This is a genomic window from Mesorhizobium sp. NZP2077, assembly GCF_013170805.1.
In the GTDB taxonomy this organism is placed as follows: domain Bacteria; phylum Pseudomonadota; class Alphaproteobacteria; order Rhizobiales; family Rhizobiaceae; genus Mesorhizobium.
This window is the reverse complement of the sequence record NZ_CP051293.1, coordinates 3,660,598-3,675,632: the sequence shown is the minus strand read 5'-3', so window position 1 is coordinate 3,675,632 and position 15,035 is coordinate 3,660,598. Positions and strand designations below refer to the sequence as shown.

At 62.1% G+C, this 15,035-nt stretch carries 15 protein-coding genes; 3 read left to right on the top strand and 12 right to left on the bottom strand.

Translation table 11 applies throughout. The features are described from left to right. Nucleotides 1-18: 18 nt before the first annotated feature. On the bottom strand, nt 19-918 hold the full coding sequence (locus HGP13_RS18245) for a LysR substrate-binding domain-containing protein (RefSeq protein ID WP_172227905.1): 900 nt from the start codon (nt 916-918) through the stop codon (nt 19-21). Between the two features lie 228 nt (nt 919-1,146). Here HGP13_RS18245 and HGP13_RS18240 point away from each other — a divergent pair, with 228 nt between their 5' ends. The 3 genes from HGP13_RS18240 (at nt 1,147) to HGP13_RS18235 (ending at nt 3,154) form a co-directional block, all read left to right on the top strand. Further along, nucleotides 1,147-1,332 carry a hypothetical protein gene (locus tag HGP13_RS18240; protein ID WP_172227904.1) on the top strand — a complete coding sequence of 62 codons (186 nt, stop codon included), beginning with the start codon at nt 1,147-1,149 and terminating at the stop codon, nt 1,330-1,332. 360 nt (nt 1,333-1,692) lie between these two features. Continuing rightward, nucleotides 1,693-1,827: a hypothetical protein gene (locus HGP13_RS38575; RefSeq protein WP_281410967.1), complete on the top strand. Its 135-nt coding sequence runs from the start codon at nt 1,693-1,695 to the stop codon at nt 1,825-1,827. A gap of 388 nt (nt 1,828-2,215) precedes the next feature. Then, nucleotides 2,216-3,154, top strand: a complete 939-nt coding sequence (locus tag HGP13_RS18235) for a GlxA family transcriptional regulator (protein ID WP_348647147.1) — start codon at nt 2,216-2,218, stop codon at nt 3,152-3,154. A 26-nt stretch (nt 3,155-3,180) separates the two neighbouring features. Here the strand turns inward: HGP13_RS18235 and HGP13_RS18230 are convergent, their stop codons facing one another. The 11 genes from HGP13_RS18230 to HGP13_RS18180 form a co-directional block, all read right to left on the bottom strand. Next, nucleotides 3,181-3,978 carry an ABC transporter ATP-binding protein gene (locus tag HGP13_RS18230; protein WP_172227903.1) on the bottom strand — a complete coding sequence of 266 codons (798 nt, stop codon included), beginning with the start codon at nt 3,976-3,978 and terminating at the stop codon, nt 3,181-3,183. Then, nucleotides 3,975-4,748 carry an ABC transporter permease gene (locus HGP13_RS18225; protein ID WP_172227902.1) on the bottom strand — a complete coding sequence of 258 codons (774 nt, stop codon included), beginning with the start codon at nt 4,746-4,748 and terminating at the stop codon, nt 3,975-3,977. Before HGP13_RS18225 ends, HGP13_RS18230 begins: the two co-directional genes overlap by 4 nt. Nucleotides 4,749-4,837: 89 nt before the next feature. After that, a complete protein-coding gene (locus HGP13_RS18220; protein WP_172227901.1) occupies nt 4,838-5,788 on the bottom strand; it encodes an ABC transporter substrate-binding protein in 951 nt (316 codons plus the stop codon). A 137-nt stretch (nt 5,789-5,925) separates the two neighbouring features. Beyond that, on the bottom strand, nt 5,926-6,267 hold the full coding sequence (locus HGP13_RS18215; RefSeq protein ID WP_172227900.1) for a peptidase inhibitor family I36 protein: 342 nt from the start codon (nt 6,265-6,267) through the stop codon (nt 5,926-5,928). Between the two features lie 77 nt (nt 6,268-6,344). Then, nucleotides 6,345-7,193 carry a DUF1194 domain-containing protein gene (locus HGP13_RS18210; RefSeq protein WP_172227899.1) on the bottom strand — a complete coding sequence of 283 codons (849 nt, stop codon included), beginning with the start codon at nt 7,191-7,193 and terminating at the stop codon, nt 6,345-6,347. Nucleotides 7,194-7,284: 91 nt separating this feature from the next. Then, nucleotides 7,285-9,846, bottom strand: a complete 2,562-nt coding sequence (locus HGP13_RS18205; RefSeq protein ID WP_172227897.1) for an FAD-dependent oxidoreductase — start codon at nt 9,844-9,846, stop codon at nt 7,285-7,287. Between the two features lie 149 nt (nt 9,847-9,995). Beyond that, the gene (locus HGP13_RS18200; protein ID WP_172227895.1) at nt 9,996-10,754 is read right to left on the bottom strand and encodes an FkbM family methyltransferase; all 759 of its coding nucleotides are present in this window, start codon (nt 10,752-10,754) and stop codon (nt 9,996-9,998) included. Beyond that, on the bottom strand, nt 10,751-11,983 hold the full coding sequence (locus HGP13_RS18195) for a hypothetical protein (RefSeq protein WP_172227893.1): 1,233 nt from the start codon (nt 11,981-11,983) through the stop codon (nt 10,751-10,753). The genes HGP13_RS18200 and HGP13_RS18195 overlap by 4 nt, the downstream gene beginning before the upstream one ends. Nucleotides 11,984-11,991: 8 nt before the next feature. Next, on the bottom strand, nt 11,992-13,422 hold the full coding sequence (locus HGP13_RS18190; protein ID WP_172234761.1) for an aspartate aminotransferase family protein: 1,431 nt from the start codon (nt 13,420-13,422) through the stop codon (nt 11,992-11,994). 103 nt (nt 13,423-13,525) lie between these two features. Continuing rightward, complete coding sequence (locus tag HGP13_RS18185; RefSeq protein ID WP_172227891.1) at nt 13,526-14,536, bottom strand: NAD(P)-dependent oxidoreductase; 1,011 nt, start codon at nt 14,534-14,536, stop codon at nt 13,526-13,528. After that, nucleotides 14,533-14,964, bottom strand: a complete 432-nt coding sequence (locus HGP13_RS18180) for an EamA family transporter (protein ID WP_172227889.1) — start codon at nt 14,962-14,964, stop codon at nt 14,533-14,535. Before HGP13_RS18180 ends, HGP13_RS18185 begins: the two co-directional genes overlap by 4 nt. Between the last annotated feature and the right edge of the window lie 71 nt (nt 14,965-15,035).

Genomic DNA, 15,035 nt, shown 5'->3' with positions numbered 1-15,035 from the left:
CGGTCTGATCCCGGCTCGTCAGAACTTGCCGGTTTCCCGGAACACTTCGAAGGTCGCGCGGATATGGTCGGCGACGGCCTTGACCGGCGCGCTGGCGTCCGGCGCCACCACCATGGCGAGATTATAGGTGCCGATATCGGGCATGCCGTCCTTCGGGCACAGTTCGACCATGTCGTTGCCCAGAAACGACTTCGGCAGCGGCGCCACCGCGAGGTCGGACATGATCGCGGCGCGCTGGCCGGCCGTGTGCGCGCTCATATAGGCGATGCGGTAGTTGCGGCCTTCACGGCCCAGCGCATCGAGCGCGCCGGCCCGCCAGGCGCAGCCCTCCTCCCACAGCGACACCGGCAACGGTTCGCGCAGATGCGCGCAACCGCCCTTGGCGCCGGCCCAGACGATCGGCTCGGTCAAAAGCACCTCGGCGCCGAGCGCGCTGGTCTTGTAGGAGTTGGTCAGAAGCGTGATGTCGAGCGCGCGGTCGTCCATGCGCCGGCGCAGATTGCTGCTCTGGTCTATGGTGACGTCGACGGCGATCGACGGGTGCGACTGCGCAAAGCGCTTCAGCACCTGCGGCAGAACGCGCTCGCCATAATCATCCGGAGAACCGAGCCGGACCACGCCGACAATCTCGGGAATGATGAACTTCGACACCACCTCGCGGTTGATCGACAGCAGCCGGCGGGCATAGCCGAGCAGCATCTCGCCATCCGTGGTCAGCGACACCGAGCGGGCGTCGCGGGCAAACACCGAGCGGCCAAGAATGTCCTCCAGCTTCTTGATCTGCATGGAGACGGCCGACGGCGTGCGGAACACGGCATTGGCGGCGGTGGTGAAGCTGCCGGTCTCGGCAATCGCCACGAAAGTGCGCAAAACGTCGAGATCGAGCAGCGGCAGTGGATGATTGAGCGGGGCGTTCATGGGAACCGACCTTCAATTTTTCTGATACAAAGCATCATTCCATTTCGTTTGATTGAACATCAGAACAGGAGGATAGTCAACTCCATCGAAGCAGGGTGCTGCCAATAGCAGCCACGAAACGACCACGTCACAAACCTGCAATCGGCATGAAATGGGGTTGAAACACGCCTCGTGTAAGGCCCCATCAAGGGTCGGAGTGTCTCCGGCCCGCCACCAAAGGAGAATGAAATGTCTATCCTGTCGTCCCTCGGTCGCATCGCGACTGAATTCAGCGCTGCCCGCGCCCGCTACCAGACCGAACGCGCCATCCGCTCCCTGCCGATCGAACTGCAGAAGGATATTGGCTGGCCCGAAGCTTCCGACACCAAGGCCGGCATTCGCAACGGCGTTGGATCGTGGGCTGGAGCAAAGTAAACCGTGTGTACCAAATGCCGAAGGCCTGCCGCGCGCACCCAGCCCGGCAGGCCTTCTCTATTTTCCCCAGGCCCTCTCCACTTTGTTTGTATTCAAATGAGTTTTGGAGCCATGCCGCCAACGCATGGCGCATATGAGCAAGCCGCATAGCGGCTCTGATTTTGAATTAATGCCTTGTAAACAATCATAATTTTCGAGCACGTTGCCCAAATTTGTCGCATTCGGTGTCGCATTTCATATCAAGCGCTTCGCTTTTGCGATTTAGTTTCTGCTCACACAAGCCTATATGGGCGTCAGCAAACGAGCTGCCCCACTCCATAAAGCGAAGGCGACCCGTCTGAGCAACCAATGGAGATGATCATGAAGCTTTTTGCCCGCTTCTTCGCCCGCCGCGAAATGAACCTGACCACCGCTCTCGAGCGTCAGCGCCTTGCCAACACCATGCCCGGCCAGACCGGCGCCATGGCTGCGGCGCGCCTCGGCTTCGTCGCCTGATTTTTTTCCAGGCAGCGCCTCCCTGCCGCTGCTTTAAGACTGTAACGCCGCCTGGCTCCAGCCACGGCGGCGTTTTGTTTTCCCTTTGCGCATTTTGCCCGCCGTTTGGACAGTTGGCGCTGCTAGCCCGGAACATGCAGTCATGTTCCCGGGGAACATGACTGCATGTTCCAAGAGCACCGCCGCACAGCAATTGCCCATTTGCGACCCATGTCGCAAATTTTGTCTCGCCAAGGCGGCTTAGCCAATTGACAAGCAAGGTTTTTCCTGATGACGCTATGCTATTCGCGACATCCTGTTCGCGCCATGGCTGTGTGAGGTTCCCTTGAACGCCGTAAAGCATCCGATCAAGCGATCGTTTGTGTTCTTCCTTGTCCCCGATTTCACCATGATCGCTTTTGCGACCGCGCTCGACCCGCTGCGCTCGGCCAACCGCATGCTTGGCTACGAGGCCTATCGCTGGCGCCTGGCCAGCATCGACGGTAAGCCGGTGCGCGCCTCGAACGGCGTCGAATGCGCGGTCAACACTTCGCTGGAGGAAGAACGCAAGAAGATGGCCGGCCCCGACCGGCCCAACATGGCCATCGTCTGCAGCGGCATCAATGTCGAGCGCTACCAGAACAAGTCGGCCTTCGCCTGGCTGCGCGAAGAGTACAACCGCGGCGTCGCCGTCGGCGGCCTGTGCACCGGCGCGCATATCCTCGCCGCCGCCGGCCTCTTGTCCAACAAGCGCTGCGCCATCCACTGGGAAAACCTGCCGGGCTTTTCCGAGGCGTTTCCGAAGGCCAATGTCTTTGCCGACCTCTTCGAGATCGACCAGAACATCTACACCTGCGCCGGCGGCACCGCCGCACTCGACATGATGCTGAAGCTAATCGGCGACGATTTCGACGAGAGCCTCGTCAATCGTGTGTGCGAGCAGGTGCTGACCGACCGCGTACGCAGCCCGACCGATCGCCAGCGCCTGCCGCTGCGCGCCCGCCTTGGCGTGCAGAACTCGAAAGTGCTGACCATCATCGAGTTGATGGAAGGCAATCTCTCCGAGCCGCTGTCGCTGATCGAGATCGCCGACCACGTCGACCTGTCGCGCCGCCAGATCGAGCGCCTGTTCCGCACCGAGATGGGCCGCTCGCCTGCCCGCTACTACCTGGAAATCCGGCTCGATCGCGCCAGGCACCTCTTAATCCAGTCCTCGATGCCGGTGGTCGAGGTTGCGGTCGCCTGCGGCTTCGTCTCGGCCTCGCATTTCTCCAAATGCTATCGCGAACTCTATGCTCGCTCGCCGCAGCAGGAGCGTGTCGACCGCAAGCAGTTGCTGGCCGCCTGATCCCCGGATCAGGCCTTGATCCCAGATCAAGCTCCGGCCGGCTGGGCCTGTGCCGTGCGCATCGCCTCGACGCGGATGTCTTCGGTCAGCCGTGCCTTCAGCACTGAGAATTCCGGACTGGTCTTCAGCGTGTAGTGGCGCGGATGCGGCAAATCGATGGCGACATCCGACTTGATGCGGCCGGGCCGCGCCGTCATCACGATGACGCGCGAGGCCATGAAGATCGCCTCCTCGATGTCGTGGGTAACGAACAGCACCGTCTTCCTGCGCCGCTCCCAGATCCCGAGCAACAGCTCCTGCATCAGCCCGCGCGTCTGGTTGTCGAGGGCGCCGAACGGCTCGTCCAGCAACAGGATTTCCGGATCGTTGGCGAGCGCCCGGGCAATCGCCGTGCGCTGCTGCATGCCACCGGACAGCTGCTTCGGCCAATGGTTCTCGAACCCTTTCAGCCCGACGAGATCGACATAGGAGGCAACGATCCCGTCCCGCTCCTTTTGCGCCATGCCGCGTTCGCGCAGGCCGAACGCGATGTTTTCGGCCACCGTCAGCCACGGAAACAGCGTGTAGGACTGGAAGACCATGCCGCGGTCAGGCCCCGGCCGCGTCACGGCCTTGCCGTCGAGCAGCACACGACCCTCGCTCGGCGCCTCGAGACCGGCGACGATCCTCAGCAGCGTCGACTTTCCGCAGCCGGATGGTCCCAGAATGGTGATGAAATCATTGGCGGCAACCGCCAGGTTGACCGGCATCAGCGCCTTGACCGGCTGCCCGCCGCGCACGCCGGCAAAGGTGCGCGAGACGCCCTCGATGAGAAGCTTGCTCACGCCAGGCTCCATGGAAAGAGCCAGCGGTTGAACGCCTTGAAGGCGAAATCGGACAACAGCCCGATCAGCCCGATGACGATGATGCCGAAGATGATCTGTCCGGTCGCCAGCCGCGACTGGCTGTTGATGATCATGTAGCCGATGCCGGAAGACGAGCCGATCAGCTCCGCGACGATGACATAGGTCCAAGCCCAGCCGAGCACCAGCCGCAGTGTCTCGGCGATTTCTGGCGCATTTGCAGGCACGATCACCCGTTTGACGATGCCATTGTTGGTCGAGCCCAGCGTATAGGCGGCCTCGACCAGGTCGCGTCGCGTGGAGCCGACCTTGACGGCGACGATCAGGATGATCTGGAACACCGAGCCGACGAAGATGACCAGCAGCTTTTCCAGTTCGCCGATGCCGGCCCACAGGATGAGCAGCGGAATGAAGGCCGACGCCGGCAGATAGCGGGCGAAGGAGACGAAGGGCTCCAGGAACGCTTCCACCGGCTTCCAGGCGCCCATGGCGATGCCGATCGGCACCGCGACCGCCGAGGCCAGCAGAAAGCCGCCAAAAACGCGCCAGATGGTGATCAGTATGTCGAGCCAGAAACGGTCCTCGACCAGCAGTCGCCAGCCATCCCTCAGCATCGACAGCGGATCGGCGAGGAAGATGCGGTTGACGTGGCCGCCAAGCGTGATCCAGGCCCAGAAGGCGACGAACAGCACGAAGAAGGAAATGCCGAGCACGGTTCGCAGGCCCGGCGACACTGGATGCAAGGGGCGCATCTTCACATCGTCCCCATCGAATGGTCACATGTCCAGGAGAAGGCGGCGCCGCGCCCGGCGCCGCCGCGGGATGGGCAAAGGCCGGACGATCAGTTGGACACCGCGCTGGTGTCGGCCAGCGTGGCCACATCGGGCGCTTCCTTGATCAGCCCCATCTGCAGCAGCAGGTCGCCGGCGGTCTTGGAAAAATCCTGGAATTCCTTGGTGAAGAACTGCTTGTTCTCGGCCTTGTCGGCCCATTTCAGGTACTTCGCCGAATCCTCGAATTCCTTGGCCGACTGCTTCACGTCGGCGCCCATGATCTCGTAGGATTTCTGCGGGTCGCTCTTGATCAGGTCGAGCGCTTCGAAATAGCTGTCGGCGAGCGCCTTTGCGGCATCCGGATTGGCCTTGAGGAATTCGGGCGTGCAGCCGACCGTGTCGAGCACCATCGGATAGTCGAGCGTGGTCGCCAGTATATGGCCCTGGTCGGACTTGTCGCGTACCGCCGAGATGAACGGCTCATAGGTGACGGCAGCATCGTTCTGGCCGGCGAGGAAGGCCTGCGCTGCCGCATCCGGCTCCAGATTGACGACCGTCACATCCTTGGTCGACATGCCGTTCTTGTTCAGCACCCAGGCGAGCAGGAAATAGGGTGACGTACCGGGTGCCGAGGAGGCGACGTTCTTGCCCTTGAGATCGGCGACGGTCTTGATGTCGTTGCGCACGACGATGCCGTCGGCGCCATAGGATTTGTCGAGCTGAAAAATCTGCTTGGTGGTCACTCCGCTGGCGTTCCACACCAGCCAGGTCTCGACCGTGGTGGCGGCGCATTGCAGGTCGCCGCTGGCGATGGCGAGCGGACGGCTGGCCTGCGGCACCTTCTTCAAGGTCACGTCGAGGCCGTGTTTTTCGAAAAGGCCTGCCTGCTTGGCAAGCGTCAGCGGTGCGAAGCCTGTCCAGCCGCTGATGCCGATGGTGACCGATGTGGCGGCCATCACCGGCGCGGACAGACCGGCGGCAAGCGTCAAAGTCGCGGCAAAAACAGCGATCCGGTTCATGTCAGTTCCCCTTTTTTCTCCGAAGGGAAATTGTTCACAGACGCCAATCGGCTTGTCAATCAACAGGACCGTGTTCGGCGGCATGTTCGCTGGGACGTCGTTGGCACCGACGCTAGCTGGCCTGAGGCCCTGCCCGGTCAATAGCCATCGCAATAGCACTCGGCCGAGGAAATGCGGTCGTTCCAGTCGCTGCCCAACTCCCGAGCCCGGCGTCTGATCTCGATCGATTCACCCCCCCTGTTCGTATCCTCATAGGCAACGAGCGTGCAGCCCCGGCGAACGAACACCGACGACACACGGTCGTTCCAGAACTGGCCGCCACGAAAGTTCACTGAATCGTCGGGTCCCATTTCGATCGACCGCCCGCGAAAGTTTACGTGCTCGAACATGACGCACGCAGGCTGGTCGTTGTATTGGGCGCTGGCGCCGTCGGCAAAAAGCACGGACGCGACAGCTGCCATTATGGCAAGGCGTTTCATCTGATGTTTCCTCGGTTTCGACCGCGGTCCCCCACCGCTGGATAGCGCGGTCCGGACCGTTTGCCAATGGTCCGGTCCTAGCGGGTGTCGAGCTTCCAGCTGCGGCTGCGCCACATCTTCTCGCCGATCTGGCAGTCGCTGGCGGGCTTGTCCTGCGCCAGCACCACTGGCGGATGATCCGCGTCCTCCGCCGCCCACTGCGGCGACGCCGGGCCGGCAAGCTCCAGCACCAGCTTGCGGCGTATGGCCTCGGGAAATTGCGTCCAGTCGTTGACCGGGATCATGAACGCTCCGGGGCCGCCGATGACGCAGTCGCTGTAGTAGCGGTCGAGATCGTTGACATCGTAGGCGCCGGAAAAGCCGCCCCGCGTCATCAGCGGCAGGCCGTTGATGACAATGCCTTGCCTGACCACGCCGTCGCGAGTGAGATTGACCGGCGCGCCCTGATTGTTGGGTCCGTCGCCGGAAATATCGATGACCCGCTTGGTCCCCTGGTAGCCGCTTTCGGCGAAAAGGTCGCTGCCGAACTCCAGAGCGCCGGAGATCGACGTCCGGCGCGCGCTGTCGGGCGGATGCGCCGACAATTGCGCCACCACCCGCTCCGCATCGGCACGGTTGGCGATCACGGTCCATGGCACGATGACGCGCTGCCACGTGGTGCCGGCCCATTCGACATAGGTGACGGCGATCTTGCCATAGGCGCCATCGGCGATCGCTTGCAGCACATTGTCGTGCGTCAGCGCCGCCGCGTAGCCATGACGCTGGATCTCGAGCTCGTCCGCCGACATCGACAGCGAAACGTCGACCGCCAGCACCAGTTCGACATCGACCGGCTCGTCGGCGCGGGATCCGGGCGCCAGCCAGAGCATCAGCGCCAGTGCGGCACAGCCGTAAAGGAGATGTCTTGCACACGGGAAAGCAGACATGCTGCAAGGGTAAGCGAAAACCATCCGGTTAAAAAGACAAAAGCCCGGCTCGAAGCCAGGCTTTTGCAATCAGTCCGCTCTCGGCCGAAGATCAGCTGCGCGGCTTGAGGTTCTCCGGGTCGTAGAGCGGCTTGTAGCCGACGCCGGCGACTTCGACGGGATAGGTCTCGCCGAAATACTCGACATTGAGCTTGCGGCCTTCCTGCGCATACGAATGCGGCAGGTAGGCAAGCGCGATGTTCTTGCCGATGGTCGGGCCATAGGCGACCGAAGTGGTGAAGGAGCGGCGGCCGAGTTCGTCGACCAGCGTTTCGCCGGTGGCGGGGTCCATCACCGGCATGATGCCTACGGGATACCGCGCCACGCCTTTGGAATCGGTGTTTTCGGTCATCACCAGCGTGCACAAAGTCGCCGGCTGGTGCTCGCGGGCGCGGTATTCCACATGCTTGCCCTTGCCGCAGAAATCGTTCTCCTTGACCTTCGGACGCGCGAGATCCGCTTCAAGCAGATTGTACTCGGTCAGAAGGTCGGCATTCTGCAGCCGCAGGCTCTTTTCCATGCGGCGCGTATTGGCATAGGTCTCGACGCCGAACGGCATCACGCCGGTCGAGCGCAGCGCGTCCCAGACGGCAAGGCCGTCCTCGTAGCGCATATGCAGTTCCCAGCCCTGTTCGCCGACATAGGAGATGCGGAAAGCGGTGACGTCCTTGCCGCCAATCCTGACCGGCTTGATCGCCGCGAAGGGGAAATTTTCAATCGACAGCCCGTCCGGATTCTCGACCACCTTCTGTAGCGTCGTGCGAGCATTCGGGCCCCAGATGCCGATGGTGACGTATTTCTCCGTCACATCGGTGATGGTGACATCGAAACCTTTGTCCTGCGCGGTGCGCTGCATGTAGCGGAAGTCGCGCGGGCCGGCGTCGGCGCCGTCGATCAAGCGACAGCGGTCGGCCATGCGGATGACGGTAAAGTCGGCGCGCACCATGCCTTCCTCGTCGAGGAAGTGGGTGTAGATGCCCTTGCCGATGTTGTTGTCGCCGCCGACCTTGGCCGCGCACAGCCATTCCAGCAGCGCGACATGGTCGGGTCCCTCGATGTCATACATCGAGAAATGCGACAGGTTGACGATGCCGCAATCCTCGCTCATCGCCAGGTGTTCCGCATTGGAGACGCGCCAGAAATGGCGGTTGTCCCACTCGTTCTCACGTACGGGAACCCGGTTGCCATACTTCTCCAGCAGGTGCTCGTTGGCGGCATAGCCATGGGCGCGCTCCCAGCCGCCCAGCTCCATGAAATAGCCGCCGAGTTCCTTCTCGCGCTCCCAGAACGGCGAGCGGCGGATGTTGCGGCCCTTGGAGAAGGGTTCGCGCGGATGCACGGCCGGATTATAAACCTTCATCGCTGTCTCGGTGCAGCGATCCCAGATGAACTGTTCCTTGGTCTGGTGCGGATAGAAGCGGGCATAGTCGATGGCGTGGTGGTCGATCGACGTGCGGCCGTCGGTCATCCAGTCGGCGATCAGCTTGCCCATGCCGGGGCCATCCTTGACCCAGATGGCGACGGCATACCAGAGACCCCTTACCTTCTGGCTTTCGCCCATCGACGGGCCGCCATCGGCGGTTACTTGCAGCAGGCCGTTGAAGGAATGGCTTTCGTTATAACCGAGTTCGCCCAGGATCGGCGTCAGTTCCATGGCGCGTTCGAGCGGTGCCAGGATCTGCTCCATGTCGAGGTCGCGCTGCGAAGGCGACAGCCGCGCCTCATGCTTTTCCAGCAGGTCGCGCGGATGGCAAAGGCGCGGGTTGTTTTCTTCGTAGTAGCCCCATTCGATCTGGCCGCCCTCGGCGGTCTTGGGATCGCCGGTATCGCGCATATAGGCGGAATTACCCTGGTCGCGCAGCAGCGGCCAGCCGATCTCCTTGCCGGTGCCGGCGAACTCATTGTAGGGGCCGAAGAAAGTCAGCGGATGGTCGATCGGCATGACCGGCAGGTCCTCGCCCACCATCTCGGCGATCAGCCGGCCCCAGATGCCGGCACAGACGATGACATAGTCCGCCTCGATCGTGCCGCGGTCGGTCACCACGGCGCTGATGCGACCGTCCTTGACGACGAGTGACCTGGCCGACGTGTTAGCGAAGGATTTCAACTTGCCCGACGCTTCCGCCTGGTCGACCAGCTTGCCAGCTACGGTCTGCGAGCGTGGGATGACGAGGCCGGCGTCCGGGTCCCAGAGCCCGCCCTGCACCATGTCCTGTTCGATCAGCGGGAACTTTTCCTTGATCTCGGCCGGCTCGATCAGGCGCGCGCGTGTACCAAAGGCCTTGGCTGAAGCGATCTTGCGCTTGATCTCGTCCATACGGCCGTCATCGCCGACGCGAGCCACTTCGAGGCCGCCGATGCGGGCGTAGTGACCCATCTTCTCATAGAAATCGATGGAATAGAGCGTCGTCCAGCAGGACAAAAAGTCGTGGCTGGTCGTGTAGCAAAAGTCGGAAGCATGCGCCGTCGAGCCGATGTCAGTCGGGATACCCGACTTGTCGATGCCGACAATATCGTCCCATCCGCGCTCGATCAGGTGATGCGCGATCGATGCGCCGACAATACCGCCGAGGCCAATGATGACTACCTTCGCCTTTTTCGGAAACTCTGCCATTGCCCGCGACTCCAAATGCTATTGCGGGCAGCGTCAGCGCCCGTTTTCATCGGCGCACAATATGCAGGCGACCGGGACGACGCTACCGCCTGTTTGCGACACGCCGCATGTGCGGCGCGACCCGGTATGATCAGGGAGAAACGGTAGCCTCAGGCAAAAGCCCAGATATCCTCGGCCTGGAAGCCGAGCTGGTAGCCCGCCGTCTTCAGCTTGACCACGACCTGACCGATCTCGGCTGCCGGCAGCGCGCCGACCTCGACCTTGATCATGCCCGGACGATAACGCTTGAGGTCGAGCTGTTCGAAGACGATCCAGTCCGCACCTTCGCAATCGACCAGGAACGCATCGATATGGCTGATGCGGTTGCGATCGAGCAATGTCTGGAGCGTTTCCGATGGCACTTCGATGTCCTTCAGATGCGGCGCGAATTTGTTGAAGTTGGCGTCGGCCTCGCCCCAGGCATTCTTGCCTGACATCAGATTGGTGTCGGTGACCGAGGAGCAACCGATGAACTCGATCGGCAAGGTGCCCGCCTCGAGGGCTGCGGCATCGAACGTGTGGACGGTGATCGTGCCCTTGGTCCGGGTCACGGCTACCGGCTCGATGATGAAGCGGTCCGTGTCGGGATAGTTGGCGCGCAGTCGCTTCTGATTGTAGGGGATCGGCTCGACCAGCATGGCGCGGGCGCCGGAAATCTTGTGCAGCCAGGGCGTGACATCGTCGAACAGCGCGCCATCGCAGGCACCGACATTGACCATCTGGAACGGCTGCCCTGCCCCGCCGAAGCGTGCTTTCAGCGCCGCCTTGGCCAGGAACTTCGTGCCGCGCAGCGACGGCCCGCGATCGAGCAGGCCGGAGGGAAGGCCGAGCGACAAGGCGATGCGCGCCAGGCTGGATAGCGAACTCATGGCTTGTCTCCGGGAATGATTTGAAAGGCGGCGCGATGCTGGCCGCGCACCAGGGCTGCCCACAGCGCCATGAACGGCGTCGCCAGCAGCAGGAAGGGCGGGATCAGGTGTGGAAAATAGATGCGCGTGTCGTGGATCGGGAAGACCGTGAACTTCGCCAGCGCACCCAGCACCAGCGCCGCGAACAAAATGCCGGCACGGCGCTCAAGGCGGAAGCCGGCACGGCCGGCGGCGAACCAGCCGGCCAGTGCCAGAACTGAAACGCCGACCCAGCTGTTCAGATTGATGGCGCGCAGCAGCGATGTCGCAAACGCCCTGAGATAGGCGGTGACCGAAAACGCCGGCTCGAAGCCGTCCATATTATAGTGCTGCTCGATGCTGGAGAACCACAGATGCGGCCACCAGCCGGGATGATGGGCCCAGTGCGAAATGGCGAAATAGGCGACAAAAGATGCGGCAAAACCGGCCAGCGCGCCCCATGCCTTTTGCCGGAAGGCGACCAGCAGCACCGCGAAAACGGCAAGGAAAACAATATTGTCCGGCCGCATCATGAAGGCGAGGAAGAGCAGGATCGCCGTCGCTGCCTCGCGGCCTCTGATATAGGCGTAGAGCCCGCCGAGCAGCAGCGTCGACGTCAGCAGATCCGGCGTCGATGCCCGCGCCGCATCGCCGAAACCAGCCATGATCAGCACCGCGCCGACCACCGGCGCCAGCGCCAGCGCCTTTTCCCTGTGCAGCCAGAGCAACGTGATCGCGCCGAACAGCAGCACCGAAAACACCTGCACCAGGCGCATCGCCTCGACCGGCGACATCACCGCGCTCAACGTCGACAGGATCTCGGCATAGAGGAATTTTATCCGGTACATACCGAGCAGCGAATGGAAATCAGCGGCATTGTCCGTCATGTGGCTGCGGAAGCCGCCGCCATCGTCGGTCAGCGCCTTGTAGTCGCCGGCCGAAACGCCTGATTTGACGGTGCTGTAGGCATAATCATGCAGCGCCTGCGCATCGGGATAGGTGCCTTCCTCCGATATTGCGAGATAGGGCAGCATGTCCCAGTTGGCGTCGGGCATCACCCAAGCCGTGAACGCCGTCAGAAGAATGTAGAGCGCGAAGGCCGCCGCGCCGATCGGTGCGGCCAACCGGGCATAGGTCGCCCCGCCCCACGCCAGACCGGTCTCGGCGAGCCGGTCGAGCGGGTTTTTCGCAGCGGGAGACTTGGTCAGCATCGAAGTTCTCAACGGACCTGGCTTTTGACGAAATCCTTCACGATCGACACGATGCCGCGCGACAGCAGGCTGTCGAAGGCATCGACGAAGCGGTCGACATGCTCGCGCTGGCAGATCAGTGGCGGTTCGAGCCGGATGACGTTGCGGTTGTATTCGGTGAAGGCGACGAGCACGTCGTAATCGCGCAGCAACAGCGCGCCGACGAAGCCGGACAGCGATCCCTTCAGCTTGTCGTCGAGCACACTGACGATCGGGCGCAACACCATCGGCAAGGTCTGCGAGAAGTCGTGGAACTCGAGGCCGACCATAAAGCCTTTGCCGCGAACATCCTTGATGATCTTCGGATATTTGTCCTTGAGCGCCAGCAGGCGCTGCAGAAGGTAGTCACCGGTAACGGCGGCGTTGTCGATCAGCCCTTCGTCATAGAGCACGTTGAGGCCCTCGATCGCGGTTATGCAGGCCTCGCCCATGCCGCCAAAGGTCGCCATGGCATGGATCATCGCCGTCTTCGGCGTGCCATAGGCCTTCATGTAGACGTCGCGCTTGGCTATCATCGCACCGACCGCCGCCTTGCCGCCGCCGAGCGACTTGGCCAGCGCCGTCACATCAGGCACGACGCCGTAATGCTCGAAGGCATAGAAACGGCCCGAACGGCCATAGCCGCACTGCACTTCGTCGGCGACCCACAGCACGCCAAACTGGTCGCAGAGCGCTCGCAGCTTCTGCCAGTATTCGGCAGGGGCCTGGATGATGCCGCCGCCACCCTGGATGGTTTCGAGCACGATGACGCCGACCTCCGGATCGCTGCGGAACAGGCGCTCGACCGCCTCGATGTCGCCGAATGGAATGCGGACCGTGTTCTCGGCCATCTTGAAATCAGCGCGATAAAGCTGGCCGTCGGTGATGCCCAGCACGCCCTTGGTCTTGCCGTGGAAGGAATTCTCGGCATAGACGATTTTCGGCCGCTTCGGGCCGGCGGCGCGCTCGGCGAGCTTCACCGCCGCTTCCATCGCCTCCGAGCCGGACGAGCCCAGAAACACCATGTCGAGATCGCCGGGCGAGCATTTGGCGATGTTGTGCGCAAGCGCCGCCGCATATTGCGACATGAAGGCGATGGCGATTTCCTGGCGCTTCTCCTCCTGGAACTTTTTGCGCGCTTCGAGGATACGCGGATGGTTGTGGCCGAAGGCCAGCGAACCGAAGCCGCCGAAGAAGTCGAGTATCTTGCGGCCATTCTGGTCGATGTAGAACATGCCTTCGGCACGCTCGATCTTGACCTTGTGGAAGCCGAGCAGCTTCATGAAATGCAGCTGGCCGGGATTTAGATGCGCTTTGAACAAATCGGTCATGCGGGCGACATCCATCGCCTTGGCCTGCTCGACGCTGATCAAATCGGGCTTGGCGATGGTGGCGGGCGACAGCGCTGGCGCGCTGACCATGGTGCGCGCATTCGTCCGTTCGGGCTTGGCCATGACGGTCATTTCAATCTCCTGTCCGCGCTAACGACCAGCGTCGTGCGCCACAAACTGTTTGGCGGGCCCGTTATTCGGCGGGCACATGTGTGGTTGCGACGGCGTGACCGGCCTTCTTGGCGCGGTACTCGCTGTAGGCGGCGATCAGCATGTCCTCGTCGCGATATTGCGGCACCCAGCCGAGCTGGCGCTCGGCCTTGGACACGTCAAGCACGCACTCCTCGTCGGCGATCAGATACTGCTCCGGATCCATGATCGGCATGTTCATGAGATCGAGCAGGTCGAGCGTGCGCTTGACCGCCCAGCCGGGCGTCGGCAGCAGGATCGATTTCGAGCCGGCATGCTTAATCAAATCGCCGAGCAGCTTCTTCACCGGCGGCGGGTTGAGCGAGCCGAGATTGTAGGCCTCGTTGGGCACGCCGGCCTTCCAGGCCGCGCGGGCAGCCTCGGCACAGTCGAACACCGAGATGAACTGATAGGGGTTTTTGCCCGAGCCGATCATCGGCACCGGAAGATTCCAGTCGATCAGCTTGAACAGTTTTTCCAATATGCCGAGCCGGCCGGGCCCGATGATCAGACGCGGCCGGAACAGCGAGATCGACATGCCACGCTTTCGCCATTGCGCGGCCAGTTCCTCGGTCTTCTGCTTCGACCAGCCATACTCGCCGAGCGGCGCGACCGGATGCTCCTCGGTCATCATCGGCTGGGTGACAGTGTGGCCGTAGATCATGTCGGTCGTGTAGTGGACGAGCTTGGAAGCGCCGGCTCGGTCCATGGCCTGGATGATGTGCTCGGTGCCGTGGAAATTGACCGGGAAAAAGAAGTCGTGGCGCTTGGCGCGCACCTGGATCGGCGACAGCATCTTGGCCGACAGATTGTAGACCATGTCGTCCAGCTCGATGCCGACACAGGCCACCGAGGCGGCTTGTGTCACGTCGCATTTGGCAAAACGGACATTGCGGTAATGCGGCAGGTCGCTCTTGACGATGTCGGCGACGACAACCTCTTCGCCATCAGCCACAAGCTTCGGGGCAAGGTGGCGGCCGACGAAGCCGTCACCGCCGAAAATCACATGTCTCATCGAACGGTCTCGCTGTGAATCTTGTCGGACGAAAGGGAAGCCGTCTCCTCGTCATGCCCGCGCCCACTTTGCGCGATCAGCACCGTGCCGACGCAGATGAAGGCGATACCGGCGATGCGCCAGCCATTGAGGTCTTCGCGGAAGACGAAATAGGCGAAGATGGCGACGGCGACGTAGGCGAGGCTGAGGAAGGGATAGGCGAAGGACAACTCGACCTTGGACAGCACATAGAGATGCGAGGCCATCGAAATGACGAAGGTGCAAAGGCCGAGGAACACCCAGGGACTGAAGACGATCTGCAGCAGCTTCACGAGCGGATTGACGCCCTCGAACGAGATCGGTCCAAGCGACATCATGCCTTGCTTCAGCATCAGCTGCGCAGCGGCATTGGTCATGACCGTAAAGAGAATGAAGACGATATATTTCATACCTGCTCACCCACCCCGTATCATCGAGTAATACAGAGCTGAAAAGATTTCGTGAACTCACAAGAGTGTTT